24 protein-coding genes are annotated in these 26,933 nt (G+C 51.4%); 5 read left to right on the top strand and 19 right to left on the bottom strand.

What is annotated here, in order from left to right:
- Window positions 1–76 precede the first annotated feature (76 nt).
- Window positions 77–1,243, top strand: a complete 1,167-nt coding sequence (locus tag OGY15_RS18490; protein WP_286540548.1) for a benzoate/H(+) symporter BenE family transporter — start codon at window positions 77–79, stop codon at window positions 1,241–1,243.
- Here OGY15_RS18490 and OGY15_RS18485 read toward each other — a convergent pair.
- The gene (locus OGY15_RS18485; RefSeq protein WP_151225481.1) at window positions 1,226–2,095 is read right to left on the bottom strand and encodes an AraC family transcriptional regulator; all 870 of its coding nucleotides are present in this window, start codon (window positions 2,093–2,095) and stop codon (window positions 1,226–1,228) included. The two genes, OGY15_RS18490 and OGY15_RS18485, sit on opposite strands and share 18 nt — an antisense overlap.
- A gap of 186 nt (window positions 2,096–2,281) precedes the next feature.
- Between OGY15_RS18485 and OGY15_RS18480 the strand changes: the two genes are divergently transcribed.
- A complete protein-coding gene (locus tag OGY15_RS18480) occupies window positions 2,282–3,190 on the top strand; it encodes a DMT family transporter (RefSeq protein WP_187259624.1) in 909 nt (302 codons plus the stop codon).
- Window positions 3,191–3,226: 36 nt separating this feature from the next.
- Here the strand turns inward: OGY15_RS18480 and OGY15_RS18475 are convergent, their stop codons facing one another.
- From OGY15_RS18475 to tehA, 3 genes are all read right to left on the bottom strand, one after another.
- Window positions 3,227–3,898: a DUF3313 domain-containing protein gene (locus OGY15_RS18475; RefSeq protein WP_286540544.1), complete on the bottom strand. Its 672-nt coding sequence runs from the start codon at window positions 3,896–3,898 to the stop codon at window positions 3,227–3,229.
- 142 nt (window positions 3,899–4,040) lie between these two features.
- Window positions 4,041–4,637 carry a tellurite resistance methyltransferase TehB gene (gene tehB, locus OGY15_RS18470; RefSeq protein ID WP_252838806.1) on the bottom strand — a complete coding sequence of 199 codons (597 nt, stop codon included), beginning with the start codon at window positions 4,635–4,637 and terminating at the stop codon, window positions 4,041–4,043.
- Window positions 4,637–5,638 (bottom strand): dicarboxylate transporter/tellurite-resistance protein TehA, encoded by a 1,002-nt coding sequence (gene tehA, locus OGY15_RS18465; RefSeq protein WP_286540541.1) that lies wholly within the window; start codon window positions 5,636–5,638, stop codon window positions 4,637–4,639. The genes tehB and tehA overlap by 1 nt, the downstream gene beginning before the upstream one ends.
- Before the next feature lie 113 nt (window positions 5,639–5,751).
- Here tehA and ydcK point away from each other — a divergent pair, with 113 nt between their 5' ends.
- Complete coding sequence (gene ydcK / locus OGY15_RS18460) at window positions 5,752–6,732, top strand: YdcK family protein (protein ID WP_286540539.1); 981 nt, start codon at window positions 5,752–5,754, stop codon at window positions 6,730–6,732.
- On the opposite strand, the gene rimL is transcribed toward ydcK, so the two are convergent.
- From rimL to OGY15_RS18435, 5 genes are all read right to left on the bottom strand, one after another.
- The gene (gene rimL, locus OGY15_RS18455) at window positions 6,724–7,269 is read right to left on the bottom strand and encodes a 50S ribosomal protein L7/L12-serine acetyltransferase (protein WP_286540536.1); all 546 of its coding nucleotides are present in this window, start codon (window positions 7,267–7,269) and stop codon (window positions 6,724–6,726) included. The two genes, ydcK and rimL, sit on opposite strands and share 9 nt — an antisense overlap.
- 101 nt (window positions 7,270–7,370) lie before the next feature.
- A complete protein-coding gene (locus OGY15_RS18450) occupies window positions 7,371–7,595 on the bottom strand; it encodes an HP1242/YdcH family protein (RefSeq protein ID WP_003833168.1) in 225 nt (74 codons plus the stop codon).
- A 164-nt stretch (window positions 7,596–7,759) separates the two neighbouring features.
- Window positions 7,760–9,415, bottom strand: a complete 1,656-nt coding sequence (locus tag OGY15_RS18445; RefSeq protein WP_151225483.1) for a glucan biosynthesis protein D — start codon at window positions 9,413–9,415, stop codon at window positions 7,760–7,762.
- A 193-nt stretch (window positions 9,416–9,608) separates the two neighbouring features.
- Complete coding sequence (gene hglS, locus OGY15_RS18440; RefSeq protein WP_210905125.1) at window positions 9,609–10,952, bottom strand: 2-oxoadipate dioxygenase/decarboxylase HglS; 1,344 nt, start codon at window positions 10,950–10,952, stop codon at window positions 9,609–9,611.
- A gap of 120 nt (window positions 10,953–11,072) precedes the next feature.
- The gene (locus OGY15_RS18435; RefSeq protein ID WP_187252377.1) at window positions 11,073–11,975 is read right to left on the bottom strand and encodes a DHHA2 domain-containing protein; all 903 of its coding nucleotides are present in this window, start codon (window positions 11,973–11,975) and stop codon (window positions 11,073–11,075) included.
- Between the two features lie 231 nt (window positions 11,976–12,206).
- On the opposite strand from OGY15_RS18435, the gene pcaQ reads away from it, so the two are divergent.
- Window positions 12,207–13,130 (top strand): pca operon transcription factor PcaQ, encoded by a 924-nt coding sequence (gene pcaQ, locus OGY15_RS18430; RefSeq protein ID WP_151219294.1) that lies wholly within the window; start codon window positions 12,207–12,209, stop codon window positions 13,128–13,130.
- 40 nt (window positions 13,131–13,170) lie between these two features.
- On the opposite strand, the gene OGY15_RS18425 is transcribed toward pcaQ, so the two are convergent.
- From OGY15_RS18425 to hrpA, 9 genes are all read right to left on the bottom strand, one after another.
- Window positions 13,171–14,859, bottom strand: a complete 1,689-nt coding sequence (locus OGY15_RS18425) for a methyl-accepting chemotaxis protein (RefSeq protein WP_151219295.1) — start codon at window positions 14,857–14,859, stop codon at window positions 13,171–13,173.
- Window positions 14,860–15,028: 169 nt separating this feature from the next.
- Window positions 15,029–16,147: an S-(hydroxymethyl)glutathione dehydrogenase/class III alcohol dehydrogenase gene (locus OGY15_RS18420; protein ID WP_151219296.1), complete on the bottom strand. Its 1,119-nt coding sequence runs from the start codon at window positions 16,145–16,147 to the stop codon at window positions 15,029–15,031.
- A gap of 32 nt (window positions 16,148–16,179) precedes the next feature.
- Entirely contained in the window at window positions 16,180–16,455 is a 276-nt protein-coding gene (locus OGY15_RS18415) for a metal/formaldehyde-sensitive transcriptional repressor (protein ID WP_003833178.1), read from the bottom strand.
- Between the two features lie 445 nt (window positions 16,456–16,900).
- The gene (locus tag OGY15_RS18410; protein WP_151219298.1) at window positions 16,901–18,169 is read right to left on the bottom strand and encodes a Y-family DNA polymerase; all 1,269 of its coding nucleotides are present in this window, start codon (window positions 18,167–18,169) and stop codon (window positions 16,901–16,903) included.
- Window positions 18,170–18,171: 2 nt separating this feature from the next.
- Entirely contained in the window at window positions 18,172–18,591 is a 420-nt protein-coding gene (locus OGY15_RS18405) for a translesion error-prone DNA polymerase V autoproteolytic subunit (RefSeq protein WP_005126708.1), read from the bottom strand.
- A gap of 171 nt (window positions 18,592–18,762) precedes the next feature.
- The gene (gene cybB / locus OGY15_RS18400) at window positions 18,763–19,293 is read right to left on the bottom strand and encodes a cytochrome b561 (RefSeq protein ID WP_151219299.1); all 531 of its coding nucleotides are present in this window, start codon (window positions 19,291–19,293) and stop codon (window positions 18,763–18,765) included.
- 147 nt (window positions 19,294–19,440) lie between these two features.
- Window positions 19,441–20,880, bottom strand: a complete 1,440-nt coding sequence (aldA, locus tag OGY15_RS18395; protein WP_286540530.1) for an aldehyde dehydrogenase — start codon at window positions 20,878–20,880, stop codon at window positions 19,441–19,443.
- A gap of 200 nt (window positions 20,881–21,080) precedes the next feature.
- Entirely contained in the window at window positions 21,081–21,878 is a 798-nt protein-coding gene (locus tag OGY15_RS18390) for a YdcF family protein (protein WP_286540528.1), read from the bottom strand.
- Between the two features lie 79 nt (window positions 21,879–21,957).
- Window positions 21,958–25,860 (bottom strand): ATP-dependent RNA helicase HrpA, encoded by a 3,903-nt coding sequence (gene hrpA / locus OGY15_RS18385; protein ID WP_286540526.1) that lies wholly within the window; start codon window positions 25,858–25,860, stop codon window positions 21,958–21,960.
- Window positions 25,861–26,060: 200 nt separating this feature from the next.
- Here hrpA and azoR point away from each other — a divergent pair, with 200 nt between their 5' ends.
- Window positions 26,061–26,666 carry an FMN-dependent NADH-azoreductase gene (gene azoR, locus OGY15_RS18380; protein ID WP_151225490.1) on the top strand — a complete coding sequence of 202 codons (606 nt, stop codon included), beginning with the start codon at window positions 26,061–26,063 and terminating at the stop codon, window positions 26,664–26,666.
- A gap of 52 nt (window positions 26,667–26,718) precedes the next feature.
- Here azoR and OGY15_RS18375 read toward each other — a convergent pair whose 3' ends face one another.
- On the bottom strand, window positions 26,719–26,910 hold the full coding sequence (locus tag OGY15_RS18375; RefSeq protein WP_151219303.1) for a hypothetical protein: 192 nt from the start codon (window positions 26,908–26,910) through the stop codon (window positions 26,719–26,721).
- Window positions 26,911–26,933 lie beyond the last annotated feature (23 nt).

Here is a 26,933-nt window from a genome sequence, read left to right as displayed (position 1 = left end):
ACCTACAGTTTAGCACTTGTACGCTATAACGCACAGTGTTACAGTGTCTGACCGTTATAACGCACAAGGAGTGAATATGCGCGCATTTTCTATCCCTCTGCATACCGTTCTGTCCGGTTTTGTGGCTGTCCTGGTCGGCTATGCCAGCTCCGCAGCCATCATCTGGCAAGCCGCTCTGGCCGCAGGGGCGACGACTGAACAAATCGCGGGCTGGATGACCTCGCTGGGGATAGCAATGGGTGTCAGTACGCTGGCGCTGACATTATGGTATCGCGCCCCTGTTCTCACCGCATGGTCAACGCCCGGTGCCGCGCTGCTGGTTACGGGCCTGCAAGGCATCACGATTCAGGATGCTATCGGCGTTTTTATTGTGGCTAATGCGCTGATTGTGCTGTGCGGCGTAACCGGGCTGTTTGCCCGTTTGATGAAAATCATTCCGCATTCACTGGCATCTGCCATGCTGGCCGGGATCCTGCTGCGTTTTGGTTTGCAGGCATTTAATAGCCTGAATAACGAACTTATCTTATGCGGGAGCATGCTGCTGGCATGGCTGGTGTGTAAAGTCATCGCCCCACGGTATGCGACGCTCGCCGCGATGCTGGTAGGTATCGCCATTGCGCTGATTAAAGGTGACGTTGTCACTAGCGGTGTTAATCTGTCGCCGGTATTTCCTGAATTTATTGCCCCACACTTTTCATTTGCCCACAGTATCAGCATTGCGCCGCCGCTGTTTCTGGTCACCATGGCCTCGCAAAATGCTCCAGGCATTGCCACCATGAAAGCATCAGGCTATGCGTTACCCGTATCACCACTGATTGTTTTCACTGGCCTGATGGCGCTGCTGTTTTCGCCTTTTGGCGTTTACTCTATTTGTATTGCCGCCATAACCGCAGCAATTTGCCAAAGTCCCGAAGCACATCCTGATGCCAAACGACGCTGGCTCGCCGCCGCTGCGGCAGGCGTTTTCTATCTACTGGCCGGGGTTTTTGGTGGTTCGGTCACAGGACTGATGGCGGCCCTGCCCGTAAGTTGGATCCAGATGCTGGCTGGCCTCGCCTTGCTCGGTACGATTAGCGGAAGTTTGTATCAGGCACTGCATAATGAGGCCGAGCGCGATGCGGCTATCGTTACTTTTCTGGTCACGGCCAGCGGTCTGACGTTGTGGGGTGTTGGGTCTGCATTCTGGGGGCTGGTCGTCGGCGGTTTCTGCTACGCAGCCTTGACGTTATTTCGCCGCACGTAACTGCGTTGGCGTTTTACCCGTTACCTGTTTAAACCGGTTACTAAAATGACTCGCCGAACTAAACCCGCAGGCCATCGCAATATCCGACAAACTGCGTGAAGAATAACAAACCAGATTCTGCGCCAGCGCCATCCGACGTTGCATCACATACTGGTGCGGCGCCATATTCATCGACTGGCGAAACATTCTGGCAAAGTGGAAATCACTAAGCGCCGCCTCGCTTGCCAGATCGCTCAGGGTTATCGGGTGCGCCAGATGCGCTTCAATATAGGCCAGCACATTACGCAAAGTGGCAGGTGCAAGACCTCCCGTGACTGTGGGCAACCGCCATTGTACATTGCTGTAATGCTGGATCAGATGCGTTAGCAGCAGTGAAGATGCGGCGCTGAGCGTAAGATGATTGGCCGGTTGCTGCCAGTCGTTACCGAGCAAAAACTGACGATAAACCGCTGTGATCCCCGGATCGCTGCCAAATGTATGCTCGTCCAGCGTGAAGCTATAGGGGCTTTTGTCCCAGACTTTTTCACCCACTTCGCGCAGATGGGTATCCGTACAATAGAGGTGAACGAAGGAAAGATCGTCGCGAATATCCCAACTGGATTCGCTCTCTTTTGGCATCAGGCAAAAACGATCCGGCCCGCCGCCATTCTTCCAGCCTTCCGCCGTCTTGTGATAACTCTCGTAGCCATCCGCGATGTATAAACTGAGCGTGTGGTGATCGCAATACTGGGTAATAGTATCGCGCTTGTTTGACCAAGCGGCCAGTTGGATCCCCGAATGTAACGCAACTGATTCATGCAGCACGGCATTATGTTTGCGTAATTTTTCAAAGGCATCGTAGGGCTGAGACATACCATCACGTTCAAAAATAGATTAGCAGGCTTTCAGTCTATATCAGCTACATGTTGTTAACAGCCAACTTTTCGTTTCTTACGCTAAAAAAGCGCAAGATTTTGCAAGTTCGCCGCAAGCCGATGAAAGCCCCCTGCCGCCAGCCGTGACACAGTGTGAGCCTGATTACAAAAATGAGAGAGTTTTATGAACGCACTGTTGTACTGTCTGGTCGTCGTCATTTGGGGAACAACATGGATTGCGATTTATTTGCAGCAAGGCCCTGTTTCTGCCCCGGTTTCTATCTTTTGGCGCTTTGCCGTGGCCAGCTCGGTAATGATTGTTGCCCTTCTGGTTAGCGGGAAATTACGCAAACTGTCCGGTCGCGATCATCTGTTTTGCCTGTTGCAAGGTGGATGCGTTTTTTGCTTCAACTTCTGGTGTTTTTACACAGCTGCGGCATGGATTAATACCGGCCTGGAGTCGGTAATTTTCTCAATGGCCGTTCTGTTCAATGCGGTCAATAGTTTTATCTTTTTTGGGCAAAAACCACCGCTGCGTTTCTATATTGCAGCCGGCCTGGGATTGACGGGCATTGTCACTTTGTTCTGGCAGGATTTGCTCAACAGCGGATTCAACCATTCGCTGCTGCTGGGCATTGGCTTAAGCGCCCTTGGTACTTTTGGTTTCTCATTGGGCAATATGATAAGCCTACGTCACCAGAAAAAAGGGCTGGAAGTATTAACCACCAACAGCTGGGCCATGCTGTATGGCACGCTATTGATCGCCGTTATTGCGCTGGTGCGCGGGGATAACTTCATGCCGCAGTGGACTTTCAGCTATATTAGCGCACTGTTATATCTGGCTATTTTTGGCTCGGTGATTGCTTTCGGTGCCTATTTCACACTCGTAGGGCGTATTGGTCCCAGTAAGGCGGCATACAGTACGCTGCTTTTCCCGCTGGTCGCGCTGACGCTGTCAACATTGTATGAAGGATACATCTGGCAGGTTAACGCAATTGCTGGATTACTGCTGATTTTGCTGGGTAATCTGGTGATGTTTGCTCGCCCGGAGGCGTTAATGGGAAAACTGCTTTACCGCCGTCGGACGGCATAATAAAAAACGCACCATCCAAAGATGGTGCGCTCAGCATTACGGTTTTGTGTTGACATCAAACATGGAGGCATCTGTCGCCATGTCATCAACAACTTTCTTCAACGTTTCGAACGCCATTGGCGTACTTTCGTTGTTCAGGTCTTTACCTTCACCCTGCCGTACCACTTTAATCACTGGCTTGTTGGTTGCCGCATCGATCAACTCACCTTCAAAATAGAGGTGAGTATCCATGGTACGGTGGCCTGTCGCCATTTGTGTACCCGCTACAAGCAACGCAACCGGAACGACTTCATAGAACTGCAGCCCTTCTTTGCTGGTTGCAACACCGGTAATCGCGCCACGGAAAATCAGGCTACGCGGACCGGGGGTCGTCACCAGAGGTTTACGTTTGCTAATCGCGGTTTTCATCTGCGTATTGGTATAGCTCAACAGTTTATCCAGCACCTGTTGTCCAACCTGAGTCGTTGGTTTAGGAATCGGATAATAGGTTATCGGGTTATAGACAATACTGTCATAGTTGGACTCATTGAAGTTGGGATCAACCCAACGCAGCACAGGTTGTCCTGTTGCCGATTTCGTTTCCTTCAGGCCAGAGTAATTTTTTAAAAAACCTGAATATTTATCCGGCTGCGTGATTTTTGACGCACAGCCTGATAACGCCAGTAAACCCGTAAGCACTGCAACTTTAAATAAAGTTTGAGCACACATGGAATGATCCCTTAGTATTTGCAGATATGCATCTGAAATAGTAGCAAAAGGAAATCATGCTAGTTGTGCGAAAAATGGTACGCATCACACAAATTTTCTTTCTGCGTTCGACGTAAAAGCGTTGAACGCAGAGCATAAGCCATTAGCCGATTTTGCGGGCCAGCATAGTCGCAAAACGCAGCTTAATGCGATTGCCGTTTTCATCTGTACGGTGCAGTTCGCCCACGTCTTCGTTATATTTCAGCAGTTCCCATCCGCGATAATAGTTGCGTAACTCCCCCGCTTTAAACGCGAACGGAAAGCCAACGGTGCACGGGAAATCATCGGTATCCATCGCCGCAACGATTAAGTTATATCCCCCCGATTTCGTGCAACGCTGCATATTTTCGATAAGTCCCGGAATGGTTTTCGCTTCGAGAAACATCAGCACTACGGTAGACAGAATAAAGTCGTATTCACCCTCAAAACTCAACGCATTAAGGTCCGCGACGCTCGCCTGCAGATTAGTCAGCCCTTCGGCTGCTTTGATACGCTCAAGGTTAGCGATACTCATGGGATTTTTATCCCATGCTGTTACGTCATAACCGTTTGCTGCCAGGTACAGGCTGTTACGACCGTTACCGCAGCCCAGATCTAATGTTTTACCTGGCTTAACAATTTTTGCCGCTTCTACAACATCGGAATGCGTACGGGTTAAATCGTATTTCTCAGTAAAGTAGTTTTCGTCGCAAAGGGTCATTATTTATCCTCAGATTTCAGTAATGCAGTACGCTCTGTGCGGATGAGCAGTTTTCCCTGCATCAGCAATGCAAACGTACGTACCAGTAATAATGCAATGGTAAAATTTGTAAAAATAAACAGTGGGATCGACAGCGTATGAAAAAATCCTGATTCGCTGCCTTGTCCCAGATGCAGCCCCGTTGTCGCCAGAGCCGACACGCCAAACGAGAAGCTCCAGAAAGACGCATTAAAGGGCTGAGACAGATACCACGGCATGAGGCGTAGCATAAAAAGAAGTTGCAGCAGACCATAGCCGAACAACATTTTGGCCAACGTATCCCCCTCGCCGCCGTTGACGCTAAGCCAGGCGCTGCAGGCGACCAGCGCAGGCGCCAACTGAATGCCAAGCGAAGTACGTAATACCGTTGGCAGTTCGCCGCAACTGCGTAAACGTTGCAGGATCACTGGCTCCAGGCTGAGCCAGGAAAATACCCCAGCGCCCAAAAACACCAACCCTGCGTCGTTGAAACCCAGCGCACCACAGGCCATTGCACTAATAAAGTTATTGGCGACAGTCGGCAGATACAGCCCCGGCGTGGTGGCTTCTTCTGGGTGCTCCCCGCGCCATAGTCCCGCGGTTTGCCACGCCGCGTACGCCAGTTGGATCACAACCCCAATGCTGAACAATCCAAGCGCCAGTGGTCGATACCACGGGACAAAACCAATCGAGACCAGCATGGTTGTGGCCGGAAACAGACTGACAAAGCTACTCATCACCGGGTGGCGAACCTCTGCCAAAACGCTATGTGGAAAACGCAGTAAACGATTAAAAAAGGCCAGCGTCAACAATCCCCAGATGACCATCGCAAGGATCACTAAACCGTCGCCGATCCAGTGGCTTACAGGCCACACCTGGCTGGCATAACGCCACGCAAATCCCATCCCTATGATGCCCAGTACCATGCCAAAATAACCAGCCGGAAGATTGAGGACCTGTTCACTGTGCTTGTTCTTACTCATTTTGTTTATTTTTTAAAGTATATTTGAAATGCATTTTATGGAATTTCCGCTGATTTAGCCAGTCCGGAAAACTTTGCTACGTTTAACTAAGGCGCGCAACATGGAAACGAGCTATGACCAAATATCGTCTAAGCGATGAACCTCGCTCCTTTAGTTATCAGGATAATGGCAATAAAAAAAGCGTATTACTACGCCAAATCATTGCGCTCACTGATTTTAATGATGTCCAGGCCGGTACTCCCGGCGGCTGGATTGATAATGAAAGCGTGCTGTCGCAAAACGGCGATTGCTGGATTTACGATGAAAACGCGCTCGCTTTTTCCGGCGCAATAATTACAGGAAATGCTCGTATCACGCAGGCAAGCGTGGTTAGAGATGGCGCTCAGATTGGCGATACCGCGTGGATTGACCGGGCTGAGATCAGTCATCACGCTCACATCCGTGACAATGTCATTATTCAGGATTCAGTCGTTCGCGGTGAGTGTCTTCTCTTCGGTGATGCGCGCGTGGTGTGTGGCTCTGAAATCATTGCCGCCAGGGGACTTACCCCTGAACATGACCAGATCCTGCAAATTTACGATCGCGCTTTTGTCAGCAGCTCGCGTGTAGTGCATCAGGCACAACTTTATGGTGATGCAAAAATCAACTATGCCTTTATTGAACATCGGGCAGAAGTGTTTGATTGCGCAAGGATTGAAGGTAATGCAGAGAACAATGTCTGGATCTGCGATTGCGCCAAAGTCTACGGACACGCATACGTCATTGCCGGAACCGATGAAGATGCCATTCCTACCCTACGTTATAGCTCGCAGGTGGCGGAAAACGCGGTGGTCGAGGGCAACTGCGTACTGAAGCACCATGTGCTCGTCGGCGGTCATGCGCAGTTACGCGGCGGGCCGCTCCTGCTTGACGACCACATCCTGATTGAAGGCCACGCCTGCGTGCTGGGCGAAGTGCTGATCGAGCATCACATTGAAATAAGCGACCAGGCGCATATTGAAGCATTTGATGGCGATGCCATTCATCTGCACGGCCCGAAGGTGATCAACGGCGAGCAGCGCATTACGCGTACACCGATCGCAGGCTTATTCTGAGGTGCTATCAATGATTCGGGCATAGAGATTCACATCATGGTGATCACCATTGAGGAACTCCGCCTGTTTCATACATCCTTCCAGCAAAAAGCCATTGCGCTGCGCCACTTGATTACTCTCAAGGTTATCGACGCGGCATTTAATCACGAAGCGGCGGATCTCCTGACGCTGCGCATAATGGTGAATCAATGCCTGTAGCGCCAGAGACATGATCCCTTTGCCCTGATGTTCCTCATCCAGCCAGTAGCCGATATACGCGGCTTTGTTCAGCGGTTCTATCTGGTTAAACGAGATAACCCCGACCATATTTCCTTGCGCAAAAATCAGGAACATTTTGGCGTAACCGCGCTGATGCAACATCATATTGCCTTGCACGTTCTTGCGGGTGTCTTCCTCTGACGTAACAAACTGCGGCCAGTTCAGCGACTGCTGGAGCCAGCTTTTATTTTTAAGTACAAGCTGATACAGAGGCGTGACGTGTTGTTCTTCTACGGCACGCAGTTCCAGCGTTTCATTGATGGTAATCACTTCTGACATTTTTATTCCGTTATGCTGGTTCAGCAGGCAACCCTGCTCATCAAATAAAACAGGAAGGGCTCCCTTTTGGAAGCCCTTTTACACAGCAAGTGCCGTTTTATTTAGCTCTCACTGACACTCTCTTTTTGCAATATTTTGAGCAGATCTTCCTTCAGGTGGAGTTTCTGTTTCTTAAGGCGAACAATGTCCAAACTATACCCACGACCATCCGAACCTTCCAGTCTGGAGATCTCATGATCAAGGCTGTTGTGTTTTTCGAATAAGGACAGAAAGCGAGGGTTCTCGGATTTCAGTCGGGAAATAAGGTCTCTGTATTCTGGAAACATACTTTCTCCCTGTTAGTGGACAAGAATGTGTATAAGAAATACACACCTTCAGCTTATCGGTTTAAGTCAGGGAAAAATGCGAGCAGGATCGAGTAAATAGTGTACAGCGTTTTTTAAGAAAATGACGAATATGGCTCCCCGACGGAGAGCCATAAAGATGAGGATCAACGCATCTCGCGGTCGTCAACGTACTGGCGTTTATCCGGCGCTGGCGGGAAGTACTGATACAGCCAGGTTTCGCTGATAGCGTCGCCCTGGCAACGCAGGAACATACGCATATCTACCGGATCGGTTGAGTCAGAGGTCGGATACCAGTCAAACTGGATGCGGTAGCCGTCGATAGGTTCAACGTAAAGGATCTCAATCTGTTTCGCTTCACCACTCGAAAGCGTAATTACCGGTTCAATACCTTTCGGCGCGGCGGCTTTTAAATCGCCACCGACGAAATCAACGGCAAAACGTCGTGCCCATTTTTCCGGGTAGTGCTCGCCCGGTGCCCATCCTTCCGGGAAACCGCCCATGCCTGTACGGGTCGCCATCACGCGAGCCAGCGGCGAACGCACTGGCGGCTGAGCGCTCCAGTACAGGCGATATTTGAATTCCAGCTCATCGCCAGCTTTGATCTTCCTCTCCGGCTGCCAGAAGCAAACGACGTTATCCAGCGTTTCACCGGTCGTCGGGATCTCCATCAGGCCGATAGTCCCCTTGCCCCACTGGTTACGCGGTTCGACCCACAGACTTGGACGCTTGTTGTACCAGCCCATGATGTCCTGGTAATGTGAGAAGTCGCGATCGAGCTGCAGCAAACCAAACCCTTTCGGGTTGTTATCGGTATAGGCGTTGAACTGCAGTTTTTGCGGGTTATTCAGCGGACGACAGATCCACTCGCCGTTGCCCCGCCACATCGCCAGACGATCGGAGTCATGAATTTGCGGGTGAATGGTGTCGCACATCCGACGTTCATTGTTGCCGCAGCTAAACATGCTGGTCATCGGCGCAATGCCGAGCTGCTTGATGTCTTTGCGCGCATAGATGTGGTTTTGTACATCCATGATCACCTGCGTTTTCTCACAGTGGATCACGAACTTGAATGCGCCAGTAACGCTTGGGCTATCAAGAAGCGCATACACGGTAAAGGAGGTTGCGCCCGGTTTGACCGTTTCGAACCAGAAAGCGGTAAAATCAGGGAACTCTTCTTTGCTGTCGGTGTAGGTATCTACCGCCAGACCGCGAGCCGATAATCCATACTGGTAGGTGTCATCCACGGCGCGGAAATAACTGGCGCCCAGGAAAGAAACGATGTCGCGACGGGCCAGCTCTGGCGCCTTAAATACGCGGAACCCGGCGAAGCCGAGGTCAGTTTGCCCTTCCAGTTGTTTGGTATCCACGCCCGCATCATTGTATTTAAACAGTTCCGGACGGAAGTGAATTTCACGTGCCATATGCGTACTGGCATCAACCGAGAACATGCGTACACGGCGACGGAAGCCCATTCCCACGTGGAAGAATTGCGCATCAAGCTGACGATTTTCAACATTGTTCCACAGAGACTGCTCTGCGTCATATTGAATGCTGTTGTAGGCCTGCGGCGTCAGTTTCGCCAGCGTGTCAGGTAACGCGCGCGGTGCGCCACCCCATGGCTTCTGTGCTAAGTCATGAGCCATCGATTGCAGAACGGAAAAATCAAAACGAACGGTTTTTCCGTCTGCAATGTCAGACTCTGCCGCAAAGGCGGCGCGGGAAAAGAGTGATGCAATACCACTGGTTCCGCACACGGCGGCCACTGCCATTGAACCTTTAATAAATCGTCTGCGATTCATGCCTGAAAGTGAATCCTTCTGGTCGTGTAAATGGTCCCGCGCCGGTCATAATCAGCGGCAAGAGAGTGCACATTTCTGACCGCTCACTCTAGACAAAATTCATTAATAATCCAATTGTTGGTCGCCGATTATCTGTACAAAATCGAAAATATTTTATGTCGATGGGAACAGGCCGAATCCCATGTAAATTCCGTTAAAGTAAACCACAGCGACGTTTACTTCGATCTTGCGCCTCCTGATACAGCGCAAACTCATCATACACCGCGCAACCCAGCGCCTGTTCAAACGCGTCGCGGCTGGAATTTCCATGGCTGCGAGCCTGCGTTTCATTCCCCAGATTTGACTGGAAAATTCCTGCGGCACTTACCGGTAAAAAATCTTCGTAGGTGATGGGTTGCGCAACCAACCAGCCTCGCTCAATGAGCGGCTGCGGGTCGTCATCCGGACGGATTGCCTGTCGATGCGCCTCGCCCGACGGTGTCAGGCGATAACGGAACCAGGCGAGCCCTTGCTGGCGCAGCAAAAACTCGCTGTCCGGGAATGCTTTGAACACTTCCTGAAGATGCAACTGATGCGTCAGGTTGTCTTTTCCCATTCCCGCCTTATTCAGCAGTTCGTCATACAGCGCTCTGCCTTTCGGCGTCAGGGCCACGCCGCGCTGTTCGATCTCACCGAAACGCGCCGTGTGGGTGCCGCGCATCTCCCCGGCAAACCACACCGGTTCTTCAAGCGCTTTAAAACTGGTCTGACGCAATAAAATGGGCACCTCGCGACGCGGTGGCCCTTCAATCAGTATTTTGGGTTCAATACCGCATTCGGGCATCATCGACTGCACCCGGTCGATATCCAATGTACGCGGCGTCAGATGGTTGATATGACAACCAGGGAAGCACACCACATCGGCAATCAGTCGGTGCTCGTCATGTAATGCGTGGTAGGTTCCTTCATCAACCGTGGCATGCTGATGCCAGCGGAAGGTTTCCAACGCCTCATGCACAAACTCATGCGCCTGCGCCTGCGTAAAACTGCCCTGCGCATCATATTCATTCAGAAGTTCGTGACAACGACGGGTGAATATGTCGCGTTTCGCGAGGATCTCCGCGGCCTTTTGCCTCAACGCGACGTTTTCGATTAATTCGAGGCGTAATAACGAGGTAAATACCCGAAACGGATTGCGCGAAAGCGACGCATCGTCGATGGGCCGAAAAGCCGTGGAATGTACGGGAACGCCGGCCTGGGAGAGATCGTAATAACTCACCGGATACATACCCATAATCGCAAACATCCGGCGCAGCGTAGAAAGTTCCTGCGCAGTGCCCACCCGAATAGCGCCGTGGCGCTCAACGTTTAGCCGCGCCAGCTCATCCGCATTAGCCAGTTTTTCATGCAACGTCGGATTATTTTCCAGTACCGCCAGATTCACATCAGCGACAAGTTCCAGCAACGTGCCATATTGCGGGACTTCCTGCTGGTACATTGCTGACATTGCCTGCGAAAATTGTTCCCGAATCTCATCTGCCGTGATGGTGTTCGCCATAATGTCATGCCTCCAGTGAATATTACCTGGAGTGTAGAGAACACCGCAGACTCCGGTGGGAAGAATTTACAAAGTGTGACCTCGCGTAAATTTCCCACCCTTACTGACGATGAACAGAACCTACTGACGTGGTTTTAAATGCGTTTCCAGCCACGGCAGCATCTGTTTTTTACGGCTGAGCATACCTTCAACTTTACAGGGCTGCGGGATGTCTGAGAGTTCACAACCAGCAAACCACAGGCTGGTGTCGCCCAGATTAATGTCGGTGAGCATCAGAACAACCAGTGCGGCATTCTTTTCCTCTGCATAACGCACCATTTCATGACGTAAATCGTCCAGCACCGCATCCACCTGTTGCAGCGAATACAGCTCAAGCTGTGCCACACAAACCGAATGCCCATGGATGGTGAAGGATTTGATGTCTTTCTGCAGAAGTTCGTGGGCGGTCATGCCTTCCACGCTGGTTTTGGCAGATAGCAGACCGCGACTGAAAACGTCAAGGTCCACTCCAGTTTTTAGGGTTAATGCCTCAACTGCCAGGCGGTCATCTGGGGTCGTGGTCGGGGAACGAAGCGTGACAGTGTCACTCAACGCGGCACCCAGCAATAAAACGGCCTCGGCGGCAGACAACTGGCTGCGCTCAGCTTCCGTCATCAGTTGCCATAACAGCGTCGCGCTACTACCGACGGGTTTCACCCACACTTCAGGCGGCAGACGGGTCATTAATCCCCCGAGTCGGTGATGATCGATAATGCCCACGACGTTACTTTCTGCCAGCGATTCCGGCCCCTGAGCAGGCTCAGTGAAATCGACCAGCCAGACATCAAGATCGGTCAGCGGAAACGTCAGCCGCCCAGGCATTTCCAGCCCTGCATGCTCAAAGATAAATTGCGTTTCGCGATTCGGTTCGCCCAGACGCCATGCCGTCGCCTGCTGACCGCGTAAAGTAAGCCAACGCGCCGTCATTGCGGCAGTACAAATGGCATCGCTATCGGGATTAAGGTGCCCTATTACGTGTATCATCAATCAGTGCCTTGTGAAGAGAAGGGTTCAAAAGCCAACAATAACGAAAGTATATCGACCGGATACATTCCCTTCCATGATCCTATCCCCCTGTACATGCTGTACAAAACATAAGCAAAATAAATTAGTTGTAAGTAAAATACGATAAATGTTAATAATATTTTGCTATCAAGTTATCAAAAACAAACAACTTCACTTGTCATCGATACGGCTCTGTTTTTAACATCGCTTATGGAAAAAAATGTTCTGTTCAATCAGCGCATTCGCTTGCGCCACCTTCATACTTTTGTCGCCGTTGCACAACAGGGAACGTTGGGGCGCGCGGCTGAGACCCTTAACCTGAGCCAACCGGCCCTCTCCAAAACGCTGAATGAACTGGAGCAACTGACCGGTACCCGGCTCTTTGAGCGTGGCCGTCTTGGCGCGCAGTTAACGCTGCCCGGAGAACAGTTTCTTACCCACGCGGTAAGAGTGCTGGATGCGCTTAACACCGCCGGACAAGCATTAAACCAGCGCGAAGAGTCGCAGACTGATGTCGTACGAATTGGCGCCTTACCCACCGCGGCGCTGGGCATTCTGCCGGCGGTAATTGGCCCATTCCATAAACAGCAAATGGAAACCACGCTGCAGGTTGCCACCATGAGTAATCCGATGATCCTGGCAGGTTTAAAGTCCGGAGAAATTGATCTCGGCATTGGTCGTATGGCCGATCCGGAATTGATGGTCGGTCTGAACTACGAATTATTATTTCTGGAATCACTCAAACTGGTCGTGCGTCCTAACCATCCATTGTTGCAAGAAACCATCACGCTGAGCCGGGTAATGGAGTGGCCAGTGGTGGTTTCGCCGAAAGGAACCGCACCTCGCCAGCACGCAGAGACATTGTTGCAAAGTCAGGGCTGTAAAATGCCGTCGGGTTGTATTGAAACGCTGTCAGCATCGCTCTCCCGCCAACTGACGGTTGATTACGACTATGTGTGGTTTGTCCCATCAGGCGCGGTTAGAGAAGATCTGCGCCAGGCGACACTGGTGTCATTACCAATTCCCACTCACGGTGCGGCTGAACCCATCGGTATTCTTACTCGTGTCGATGTGCAACTCTCTCAGGCCGCGCAGATCCTTATCGCCGCAATACGCAAAACCGTGCCGTTTTGATGCCAAAAATAAAGGGACCATCTGGTCCCTTTATTGATGCTTAAAACGTTTCCCAGTTATCGCCGTTGGCCGTTGCCGCCTGCGGACGTGAATGACCCGGCGTAGGCGCCACCTGAGCGCGTTTAATTGCGCTTGTCCCGGTTAAACGGAATGTGCCGACGGCTTCCGTTAAGCGTGCTGCCTGTTCTTCAAGAGATGCTGCAGCGGCGGATGCTTCTTCAACCAGCGAGGCGTTTTGCTGCGTGACCTTGTCCATCTCTGAAATAGCCTGACTCACCTGGACGATGCCCCGGCTTTGTTCATCGGAGGCCGCTGCAATTTCCAGCATAATGTCGGTCACGCGTTTTACCGCATCGACAATATCCGTCATCGTATTGCCTGCTGCGACCACTTCTCCGGACCCCTGGTCAATCAGCCGGACTGACTCGCTAATCAACCCTTCAATCTCTTTTGCCGCCTGGGCGCTGCGGCTTGCCAACGTACGCACCTCACTGGCTACGACGGCAAACCCTCGCCCCTGCTCTCCTGCCCGCGCCGCTTCTACCGCTGCGTTCAGCGCCAGGATATTAGTCTGGAAGGCAATGCTGTTAATAACGGCGGTAATTTCAGAAATTTTCTTCGAACTCGTTGAGATATTTCCCATGGTTTTAACCACGCCAGAAACCATCTGCCCGCCCCGGCTGGCCTTGCCGGAAGCATCTTCCGCCAACTTGCTCGCATGATGCGCGTTGTCGGCATTTTGCTTCACCGTAGCCGTCAACTCTTCCATGCTGGCTGCGGTTTGCTCAATCGCCGCGGCCTGTTGCTCGGTACGGGAAGACAAATCGGTGTTCCCTGCCGAAATCTCACTGGTACCGCGATAAATTTCTTCCGCGCCCTGACGAACCGTGCCCACTGTCTTCGCCAGCGACCGTTGCATAGTTTGCAGATGGCGGCTCAGGCGGCCAATTTCGCTGCGCCCGGTCGGTTCCTCCTGCATCGTCAGATCCCCTACTGAAATTTGCTCAATGCGTTGTGCCGCGCGCAACAGAGGATGAATGACGGTACGGCGCAGAACGATGAACGTCATCACGGTCAGCGCTAGTGCAAGAACGAATGCGCCCAGCATAAAGGCCATGCCAAGCTGTGTACGTTGGTGTGCCTGTTCGCTTAACTGATTCGCCCTGGCGGTACGAATGTCGATCGCTTTTAACAACACCTTATTGTAAGCAGAGTCCAGAGGTCTGGCCTGTTCATTTTCATGGTTGATGATCGCTTCGAACATGCCGTTTTTAGCGTACTTCAGCATAGGTTGTAAGCCGTCGATATAGGCTTTGAAACTGGCACTCAGTTCAGCGTCTAACGCTTCACCGGCAGTGGTTTTCACTGCACGCGCCATATAGGTATTGAAACCGTCCTGCGATTGCTTAATACGTTTTTCTGCCTCGGCAATATTGGCCTTCATGTCATCCATTTCAGCAATACGGCTCGCCGCACCAGCATGGATCATGTTGATACGCGCGGTGCGTAAGTGGTTAGAGCTGTTAGATAACCCCATCCGAACCTGAATCTCATCGGTTACATCGCGCTGATCGCGATCGGCCTGCATAAGAAAATAACTTGCCAGCCCCGAACTTAAGGCGAACAACAGAAGGATGCCACCGAGAATGGAGGAAAACAGCGGAACCAGCCGGATTTGATGCAGAAAGCCCAGTTTATACTGGGCTTGCATCGATGTAGTGTTGTCCATGACCGTCGACTCTCTTGTAGGGTTTATGCGTGAAAACACGCCCGTTAGATAGTCATCGGCAATCCGGGAGGTTTACTTACCGTGAAAAGCGCCGGATTCGTCACACTTTCACAACATAATTCTAAAAAATTCAGGAAAGTGCCAGCGGTCAAATCCGCTGGCCCATGAATCAGTTATCACCAAAATGGATAACGGTACGGATGGATTTACCCTGATGCATTAAATCGAACGCTTCGTTAATCTGCTCCAGCGGTAAACGATGGGTAATAAAGGGATCCAACTGAATTTTCCCACTCATCGCTTCTTCGACCATGCCAGGAAGCTGAGTGCGCCCCTTCACGCCGCCAAACGCGGAACCGCGCCACACGCGCCCGGTCACTAACTGGAATGGACGTGTTTTGATCTCCTGACCAGCACCCGCCACGCCAATAATGATGCTTTCGCCCCACCCTTTATGACAGCACTCCAGTGCTGCACGCATCACGTTAACGTTGCCGATGCACTCAAAGCTAAAGTCCACGCCACCGTCGGTAAGTTCGACAATCACGTCCTGAATCGGTTTATCGTAATCGTTCGGGTTGATGAAATCGGTCGCCCCCATTTCACCCGCCAGTTTGAATTTCTCCGGATTGGTATCAACGGCCAGAATACGCCCGGCTTTTGCCTGCACCGCGCCCTGAATCACTGCCAGGCCAATACCGCCCAGACCAAATACGGCTACGGTATCGCCTTCCTTCACTTTCGCGGTGTTATGGACCGCTCCGATACCGGTGGTCACGCCACACCCCAGCAGACACACTTTATCCAGCGGAGCCTGCGGGTTAACCTTCGCCAGCGAGATCTCTGCGCAAACGGTGTATTCGCTGAAGGTACTGGTGCCCATATAGTGATAAATCGGCTCGCCATTATACGAGAAGCGCGTTGTGCCATCCGGCATCAGACCTTTGCCCTGTGTCGCCCGCACGGCCTGACACAAGTTAGTTTTACCCGATTTACAGAACTTGCACTCGCCACATTCTGCGGTGTACAGCGGGATCACATGATCGCCCGGTTTCAGGCTGGTGACGCCTTCCCCCACTTCAACCACAATGCCGCCGCCTTCATGACCCAGTACCGCCGGGAACACACCTTCCGGATCGTCACCTGAGAGCGTAAAAGCGTCAGTATGGCACACGCCGGTGTGGGTAATTTTAACCAGCACTTCACCTTTCTTTGGCGGTGCAACGTCGATTTCGACAATTTTTAACGGTTGGCCGGGGCCAAATGCAACTGCTGCACGTGATTTCATTTGTCTCTTCCCATTATTGCAAGGTGATGGTGTTATTTTAGATAAGCACGCAGAAGATGGCCGATCTCAGCCATGCGCACAGCTCGTTGGTCTGGCGTTGTCTCCCCACTGACCAGTTCATCTTTCAGGTGAATCTCAACCATTTCGCCCATCAGGCCATTGGATGCACCGCGTACGGCGGCAATTTGTTGCAGGATCGCCAGACACGGTTCGCCAGATTCCAGCGCGCGCTCAAGTGCATCAACCTGACCGCGAATACGGCGTACACGGGTGAGAATGCGTTTTTTATCTTCAGGTGAATGCGGCATACGCCCTCCAAATCCTATACCCCCCTATAGTATCACTGTTTTTAATCTATTTGTAACAAATTAGGTTTATTTACTATTCACCAATGAAGATAATCCCGTTTTGCAGGATTGATGAGCATTTTGAATGGTCGGCACGAAGATAATTGTTCTGTAATACTAACTATAATTATATGGATATAACACGTAAAATGGATTCATTATCCAATAACTAGAATAATTATGAATTTTTATCATTATTTTATAATATACGCCGTGGGATTTGTCGTCATGTTCACGCTGTTAATCCGCGGGGACAAAATACATGATCTCGAATTTGATTTAATCGATACGCTCAGAACATCTTTATTGTGGCCATTTTATGTAGTAGCAATGATCTGCATTATTATTTACTCATTTTTTATACGAAAAATACTATATGAGTAATATAGAGAAATGTGCAATGCTACTACCTAACCCGCAACAAATCGCTGTATCTCGTGGTATAACGCGGTGAAAGCATGTCTCGCTTCATCGCCCACGGTTGCTGTATCCCTTGTCCGGCAAAGTAGAGCGTTCCTTTCCCTTTTTTAGCATTAAGCGTATCCAGTACATCCATCAGTTTATCGCTGTTACGCCGTGGGCAGTTGTCGTCAAAAAGATTCAGCTGCGCAACGCCAGAGCTAAAAAAATCCCCCAACATAACGCCCGCTTTTTGGTAACGCAGCCCCGCTCGCCAGATGGCATCCAGGCTGCGCGTTGCCGCTGCAATAATATCCCGACTATCCTGAGTTGGCGTCAGCAGTTTTATCGACGCGCTGTTTCCGTAATAAGGTTCATTCAGAACAAACGGACTGGTTTTGATAAACGTAGAGATAAACCGGCAATACTGGTGCTCTCTGCGCAGCTTTTCCGCAGCGCGTGAAGCATAGGTGCAAATTGCCTCTCTCATCGCGTTGTAATCCGTGAGTTTTTCACCAAACGATCTTGAGCAGATAATTTCCTGCTTATCCGGCGCAAACTCTTCCAGCGCCAGACAAGGTTCACCGCGCAATTCCCGAACGGTTCGCTCAAGTACGACATTGAAATGTTTACGAATGAAGCGAATGTCGGTATTCGCCAGATCGAGAACCGTTTTAATGCCCATGGCATCCAGTCTCTTGCTGATACGGCGCCCGACACCCCAGACTTCATCAACCGGAAGTGCGGCCATTAGTTTACGCTGACGTTCAATATTTGAGAGATCCACGACTCCGCCGGTTTGCTCCTGCCACTTTTTGGCTGCATGATTCGCCAGTTTGGCCAGCGTTTTGGTCTGGGCGATGCCAACCCCAACCGTGAGACGTGTTTTCTGTAAAATGGTAGCTCTGATTTCCCGACCAAAATTCGTAAGATCCCGGCAGTTTCGCACCCCCGTTAAATCGCAAAAGGCTTCATCAATACTGTACATCTCCACACGCGGCGACAACTCCTCCAGAATCGACATCACCCTGCTGCTCATATCCGCATACAATTCGTAGTTCGAACTAAAACAGAACACGCCATAACGCCTGAACAGATCTTTCTGTTTGAAATACGGTGCGCCCATATTAACGCCAAGCGCTTTTGCTTCCGCACTACTGGCAATGACACAGCCATCATTATTTGAAAGAACGACAACGGGTTTGCCTTTCAGATCGGGCCGGAATGCCGACTCACAGCTGGCATAAAATGAATTAACATCCACCAGAGCAAACATAATCAGCCCGCGGCTTTAACGATAAATGTTACCACGCCAAATATATCCAGCGTGTCCTCGCTGCTAATCATGATCGGCGCGTAGGCGCTGTTCTCTGGCTTCAGCATGATAACTGGGTGTAATTGCAGACGTTTAACGGTGAATTCACCCTCAATAGCGGCAATAACGATATCTCCATGGGCAGGCTTTCTGGCGCTGTCGACAATCAGCAAATCGCCCTCGCCGATCCCCGCTCCCCTCATGGAGTCGCCAGATGATTTAACAAAATAGGTTGCGCTGGGATGCCGTACCAGCAGGTCATTAAGGTCGATACGCTTCTCAACGTAGTCCTGTGCCGGAGATGGAAAACCACAGGGTACAAGATCGCTAAATAGCGGAAAGTGTTTAATTTCGCGGCGTTCCGCAGGCTGGAAAAACAACATAATAATCTGCCTCTCATTAACTGTGTTTATATACAGTAGTTTTAATAAGGACAGCGATCAAGTGACAAGAGTGGCGAATTGAGCGTTGTTTAACCATCTTGTCGATAAGCTTTTATGATGTCTGGAAAAATAATTGGCTAAAAAAATGCCCCACATTTGTGGGGCATTACCTCAGGAGCGTTTTCGCGGCATCATGCGCAACAACGTATTGTCCTTCCAGAAATAGTGGTGCATCAGGGCCGCTGCGGCATGCAGAGCAATGACAAAATAGCCCAGGTTGGCCAGCGTCACGTGCCAGGACTTCAGCATATCCACTACATCAAAGTTGGCCTCTGCTGCATGTGGCATAACGATGCCAAATGCAATCCACGGGTTACCCCGGTTGTACATCATTACCAGGCCAATAATCGGCAGCACAATAAACAACAGATAGATAACCAGATGCCCGAGATGCGCCATCCCGGTCATCATCGGCTTCGGTTTTGGCACAATCGGCGGTGCTGGATATTTGAGCCTGACCAGCAAGCGCGCCACCATCAGCGTTAAAATGGTGATACCGCAGGAGACGTGCACCATATTGAACACGGGGCGATAGCTGCGCGGGAAAAATCCGCGAAACTCCATGGCGCTGTAGGCCACAATGACCAACAAAAAGACCAGCCAGTGAATACCAATTTGCAGGCCAGAATACTTATTCCCCATAACATTTCCTGAATAAAAACAATAATGCGTCAACATAACGGGCTTTTGTTAAAAATTCATTAAGTTTTGTTCACCTATTTTCAGTCAGTTGCGTTTAACCTCAAAACAGCTATTGGCGCGGATGCACCGCCAGGTGTAGAGTAAAACTCAGGACTGCAGATAGACCACCTGCGTTTGCAGATATTCACTCAGACCATGTTTACCGTCTGCCCCGCCAATCCCTGACTTGCGCCAGCCCGCGTGGAACCCCTGCATCGCCTCGAAGTTTTCACGATTAATGTAGGTTTCGCCAAACTTCAGCCCTTTAATCGCCTTCATCGCCGTGTTCAGGTTTTGCGTGTAAATCGATGAAGTCAGACCATAGTCACTGTCATTGGCCATCGTCAGCGCTTCTTCAAGCGTATTAAACGCCACCACCGGCAGCACCGGACCAAACGTCTCCTCGTGCATAATCGTCATCTCCTGGCGCACGTCTAACAGTAACGTCGGCGGATAGTAATAACCTTTGCCGGCAACGGCTTTACCGCCCAACACCACTCTGGCTCCTTCCTGCACCGCGCGTGCAACTTTCTGCTCAACACGCGCCAGCGCAGCAGCGTTAATCAGCGGTCCCATTGCAATGTCATTGCGCTCCGCCGGATTGCCAAACTGCACAGCTTTCATCGCCTCACCCAGACGATTGACGAACTGGTCATAGATGCCTTTCTGCACGTACACACGCTCTGCACAGTTGCATACCTGTCCGGTATTGATCACTCGCGAATCAACAATCGCCTTCACGGCCAGTTCAAGGTCAGCATCATCCATTACTATTGCAGGCGCTTTGCCACCCAGCTCCAGACAAACTTTAGTGATGTTTTTAGCCGCCGCGGCCATAATTTTCTCGCCCGCGCCGACGCTGCCGGTCATACTCACCATCGCTACCTTCGGATTTCCAGCCAACTCCTGACCGACCGTTTCACCGCGTCCGAGCACCAGATTAAATACGCCGCGCGGCAAGCCGATATCATCAACAATTTTGGCAAAGGCGATGGCGTTATTCGGTGTGAATTCACTCGGTTTAATAACAATGGTATTCCCCGTCAGCAATGCGGGAGCCAGCTTGCGGGCAATCAGGAAAAACGGAAAGTTCCACGGCAGAATGCCCGTGGTCACGCCCAGAGCGCGCTTAAACAACAGAATATTCTCGCCCGGACGATCGCTTTGCAGGATCTCGCCTTCATAGCGACGCGCCCATTCCGCCATGTAATCGATATAGTCGGCGGTAAATGAGACTTCAACCTCAGCCAGTTGCTGGATCTTTCCACCTTCCGCCACAATCAACGCACTGATTTCATCTGCTCGCTGGCGGATGCCCGCAGAAATTTTGCGTAACCAGTTCGCCCGTTCAATGGCAGGCAGGGCTTCCCATTGCGGTTGAGCACGCTGCGCGGCATCGATCGCTTTACGCGCATCTTCGGCACGTCCATCGGGAATACGTGAGATTACCTCTTCCGTGGCCGGATTGACGACATCAATCCAGGCGTCATCGTGCCAGGTCACAAACTGCCCATCGATATACATAGGATGTTGTACGGGTACTGACATGCGGTTCTCCTGTGATTGATTTGTTTTTAACAAGTGAAACTATTGTTAATTAATATCAATCATGCATGTCAGATTATGGCTGTCATCGCTGTTCTGTGAGCGGCTTCATAAAAGCGTTTGGTAAAGTGATGATAAAGGGAAAAAAACAGTCGGGATTTCTGCCCGTTTGCCGCAAAACGCCGACAAACGGGCAGCAGGCGTTACAGAGAGCGGCTCTCCAGTAAGTCAGTCAACGCAGTGTCATTTCGCAACTGCTGCCAGGCTTGCTCAATATTCTGAGGAATATCAACATGGGCGATAAAATCGCGGCCGCAAGGCCCATAACCATCGGCATCGTCACGCAGGCGCGGAAGCTCACCGGTAATGAGAGACAGGTAGCGATCCACCGACCAAAGGCCTTCTGCGGCGGGTACAAAATCCACGCCGTTTTGCTGTTGGACCAGTTCGGGGCTGAAACCAGGGAAACTCAGCCAGCGCGGCGCATGCAGATCATCACGGGTTACGCGCTGAAACGTCGCCATCGTGCGACGTTGCATAGTAGGATCCTGCACCACAATAACGGTATGAATGTTTTCTGCCGCCTGATTCAACAATGCACAGCTAAACCGGGCATTCTCACCGCAGTTTGTTGACTGGTCTTCCACCCAAATCTTCTCACCCGGAATCAGCCAGAACTGGTGAGCGATATCGGCAAGGATCGCGGCTTCAGCGCGTCCGGTAGTGCGAATGATGTTATAGCGAGGATGCTGAGCAATCGCGTCATACAGAAAGCGCGTAGAATGACCGATGCCACCGCTAATCAATAAGGGAACCTGTTGTTCTTTCGCGATCCGACAAGCAGCGTCGATGGTCGGAATAACCGCGTTGCCCGCCAGAATCACGCAGTCTGACTGAACGGTGACATTTTCCATAAAATCATTCTGCGCCAACCATTGCCCTACGGTATTTATAGCCGCAAGGGTGGCTGCGGAAAGTATCGGAAACTGACTCATACTCATACTCCTGGTGTTTATTCTTTACCGGGTACAGATGCCGGATGGCGACTATGCCTTATCCGGCCTAAGGTCCAGCACCGTGTCACCCCGTAATCTGCTCCATCGCTTGCAGAATACGTTTATCGGAGATCGGATACGGCGTACCAAGCTGCTGGGCAAAATAGCTGACGCGCAGCTCTTCTATCATCCAGCGGATCTCTTTGACATCATCATCTTCACGCCGCGCGGGAGGTAGTTTATTGAACCACTGCTGCCAGGTCTGCAGCACGCTATCTACTTTCAGCATCTGTGCGCGATCGCGATGCGGATCGATAGCCAGCTTTTCCAGACGTTTTTCAATAGCCTGCAAATAACGCAACGTATCGCCCAGACGTTTGAAACCGTTGCCAGTAACAAACCCACGGTACACCAGCCCACCCATCTGTGATTTGATATCCGCAAGTCCCAGCGCCATGGTCATATCCACGCGCCCTTTCAGACGTTTATTGATATTAAACACTGCAGTCAGGATCTGTTCGACCTGCTTCGCAATATCCACCACCGTATCGTTCAGTTCAGCCCGAACTTTTTCATGCAGTGCCGCAAACCCCTCTTCGGTCCACACCGGACCGCCGTTAGCGTCAATCAGTTGATCCACACCGCAGGAGATACAGTCGTCAATCAAATCCAGCACTTTACCGTACGGGTTAAAATACAGCCCCAGCTTAGCTTTATTAGGCAGCTTCTCATGCAAATATTTGATTGGAGATGGAATATTCAACAACAACAGGCGGCGTAAACCGCACCACATCGCCTGCTGTTGCTCCAGCGGATTATCAAACAGTTTGATGGCAACGCTGTCACGCTCATCTACCAGCGCTGGCCACGCTTTTACCTTATAGTTACCGCGTTTTTGCTCGTAACTTTCCGGAAGGTGGCCGAAGCTCCAGATGTGCAATCCGCTCTGCTCGATACCGTCATCTGCCACCGCAGACAATGTTTCCTGAACTTTACCCTTTAGCGCATCTTTCAAATCCTGCAGCGAACGCCCTTCCTGCAGCTTCTTGTTCTTATCATCCACTACCCGGAAGGTGATTTTTAGGTGATCGGGCACCTGATCCCAATGCCAGTCTTCACGGTCAACGGTAACGCCCGTCATTCGGCGCAATTCACGCTCCAACGAGTCCAGTAACGGCAATTCCAGCGGCGTCACTCGGGCTAAAAACGCTTCCGCATAGTTCGGTGCAGGCACGAAGTTGCGTCGAACGGGTTTCGGCAGCGATTTAATCAGGGCGATCACCAGCTCGCGGCGCAGCCCCGGAATTTGCCATTCAAAACCGCTCTCTTCGATCTGGTTAAGCAGCGGCAACGGAATATGTACGGTCACGCCGTCCGCATCGGCTCCGGGTTCGAACTGATAACTCAGGCGCAGTTTGAGATTGCCCTGATGCCAGAAGTTCGGGTAATCCAGCTTACTGATCTTTTCCGCACCCTCTTTGATGAGCATACTTTTTTCAAAGTTGAGCAGATCGGGCGTTTCACGGCTGACCTTTTTCCACCAGCTGTCAAAGTGACGAGCGGAGACCACATCATGGCTGATGCGTTGGTCGTAAAACTCAAACAACGTCTCATCATCGACCAGAATGTCGCGACGGCGTGATTTGTGCTCTAACTCTTCCACCTCAGCCCGTAGCTTTAGATTGTCACGGAAAAACGCATGGCGCGTTTGCCAGTCGCCTTCCACCAACGCATGGCGGATGAACAGTTCACGCGACAGCACTGGATCAATCTGGCTGTAGTTCACCTTACGGGCGGCCACAATCGGTAAGCCGTAAACGGTGACTTTTTCTGTCGCCATCACTGCGCCCTGCGCGCGTTCCCAGTGAGGTTCACTGTATGAACGTTTGATCAGATGCTGGGCAACCGGCTCCACCCACTCGGGATCGATACGTGCGGCAATACGTCCCCACAGGCGGCTGGTTTCCACCAGCTCGGCAACCATCGTCCATTTCGGTGGTTTTTTAAACAAACCAGAACCAGGGAAGATCGAGAAGCGTGCGTTACGCGCCCCGGTAAATTCTTGTTTATCGGCATCTTTCATCCCGATATGTGAGAGTAATCCGGTCAACAGCGCAACGTGAACTTCCCGATACTCAGCAGGTTCGCTGTTAACCGGAATACCCAACTCTTTCACTACCTGGCGCAGTTGCGTGTAGATATCCTGCCACTCTCGCACGCGCAGGTAGTTCAGAAAATCAAGTTTGCACTGGCGACGGAACTGGTTTGACGACAGCGCTTTTTGCTGCTCGCCGAGATAGTTCCACAGGTTTACAAACGCAAGGAAATCAGACTCTTTGTCGTGGAAACGGCGGTGCTTCTCGTCGGAAGCCTGCTGCTTATCCATTGGACGTTCGCGCGGATCCTGAATCGACAGCGCCGAGGTAATGATCATCGCCTCACGTACGCAGCCATGCTTTTGCGCTTCCAGCACCATGCGCGCCAGACGCGGGTCCACCGGCAGTTGCGACAGCTGACGCCCCAACGGCGTTAACTTATACGCGGTTGCCTGTTCATCGGTGGTTATCGCCCCCAACTCTTCGAGCAGGCGTACCCCGTCCTGAATATTGCGTTTATCCGGTGCTTCAACGAACGGGAATGCCGCGATATCACCCAGCCCCAGCGCAGTCATCTGCAAAATAACGGATGCCAGGTTGGTACGCAGGATCTCCGGGTCAGTAAACTCCGGGCGTGACAGGAAATCGTCTTCGGAATACAGACGAATACAGATCCCTTCCGAAACACGACCGCAGCGGCCTTTACGCTGGTTGGCAGAAGCCTGCGATACCGGCTCAATCGGCAAACGCTGAACTTTAGTACGGTAGCTGTAACGGCTGATACGCGCAGTACCCGGGTCGATCACATATTTGATCCCCGGCACGGTTAGCGAGGTTTCCGCCACGTTGGTCGCCAGCACGATACGGCGGCCGCTGTGCGACTGGAATACGCGGTTCTGCTCACTGTTGGAAAGACGCGCATATAGCGGTAGCACTTCGGTATGGCGCAAATCCAGCTTATTCAGCGCATCGGCAGTATCGCGAATTTCGCGCTCGCCGCTCATGAAGATCAGAATATCGCCCTGGCTTTCACGGCCTAACTCATCTACAGCATCAAAAATTGCCTGCAGTTGGTCACGTTCCGTGTCATCTGCATCTTCAACAATCGGGCGATAACGCACTTCTACCGGGTACGTTCGACCGGAGACTTCGATAATCGGCGCGTTATTGAAATGCGTTGAAAAACGCTCCGGGTCGATGGTCGCCGAAGTGATAATAATTTTTAGATCCGGACGGCGCGGAAGGAGTTCTTTCAAATAGCCGAGCAGAAAATCGATATTCAGACTGCGTTCATGTGCTTCATCGATGATGATGGTGTCGTACTGCATCAGCAGCCGATCCTGCTGGATTTCCGCCAGCAGGATACCGTCGGTCATCAGCTTAACCATGGTGTTGTCACTGACATGATCGCTGAAACGGACTTTATACCCGATACAGCCGCCCGGCTCAGTTTGCAACTCTTCCGCAATGCGGTTCGCCACGGTGCGCGCCGCCAGACGACGCGGTTGGGTGTGGCCAATCAGCCCTTTCACCCCGCGCCCCAGCTCCATACAGATTTTCGGCAACTGAGTGGTTTTACCAGAGCCGGTTTCCCCGGCAACAATCACCACCTGATGGTCGCGAATGGCTTCCAGAATATCCTGCTTTTTCTGACTAACAGGCAGGTTTTCCGGATAGGTAATCTTCGGACGAGCCGCTTCGCGCAGCACGACTTTACCTGCTGCCTGCGCGATCTCTTTTGCCATCTCCTGGTAAATGGCCTGTTGTGCATCAGGATTTTTAACCTTCTTCACGCCGTGGAGGCGGCGAGCAAAACGCTGTCTGTCGCGCAGCATCAGTGAGTCCAGCTGTTGCTGCAGCATGTTGAAGGTTAATTTTTGTTGTTCTGTCATAGCGTTAAAAGGCAGTGTTCTGCCGGGTTAAATCTCTTGTAGATGATAGGTATAGAGTACCACATCGGCGCTTTTCATGTGTTGTTCAATAATTTCGAACATAGAATTCGATATATTGCGCTATCACTGCGACAGGATTGTGAATAAAGTGTCAACAAGCAACGGGGCCTCCCCCTTCAAACACATAAAAGGAAACACCCATGAGCAAGGTATTAGTTCTTAAATCCAGTATTCTGGCAGGGTACTCTCAGTCTGGTCAGTTGTCTGATTATTTTGTTGAGCAGTGGCGTGAAAAGCATTCCGCTGATGAAATCACCGTCCGTGACCTGGCTGCAAATCCTGTTCCGGTGCTGGATGGCGAACTGGTGGGTGCGATGCGCCCGAGCGATACGCCGCTGACGCCACGCCAGCAAGAAGCGCTCGCGCTGTCCGATGAGCTGATTGCAGAACTGAAAGCGCATGATGTGATTGTTATCGCCGCGCCGATGTATAACTTCAACATCCCAACGCAGCTGAAAAACTATTTCGACCTGATTGCCCGTGCTGGCGTGACTTTCCGTTATACGGAGAAAGGTCCGGAAGGTCTGGTGACCGGCAAACGTGCGGTGATCCTCTCCAGTCGCGGCGGTATTCATAAAGATACCCCAACCGATCTGATCGCTCCGTATCTGAAAGTTTTCCTCGGCTTCATCGGGATTACCGATGTGAACTTCGTGTTCGCCGAAGGGATTGCTTATGGCCCGGAAGTGGCATCCAAAGCACAATCCGATGCGAAAGCCGCTATCGACAGCGTCGTCACTGCCTGATAACTCACCCTCTCACCCTCTCACCATGCGGTGGGAGGGTTTTCATCTGTAGTTACTTCTTTACCTGCACTCGAACCTGCTTGCCGTGAATGCGGTTAATATCACGCCAGATGGTTGCATAATCCCTGCACTTTGCCAGATTCTCTTCCCAGCAATGGCGCAAAAACTGTTCCGGTTCAGCGACATCCCGGCTTAACAGCTTGAATACCCAACGATTCCAGACATACCACTTGAAAAGCCACATGATGTCACTCCGCGACGCGATCG

This window comes from Citrobacter sp. Cu231 (assembly GCF_030332265.1).
Lineage (GTDB): Bacteria > Pseudomonadota > Gammaproteobacteria > Enterobacterales > Enterobacteriaceae > Citrobacter > Citrobacter meridianamericanus.
The sequence above is the reverse complement of the archived record's forward strand: the minus strand, read 5'-3'. Positions and strand labels throughout refer to the sequence as shown.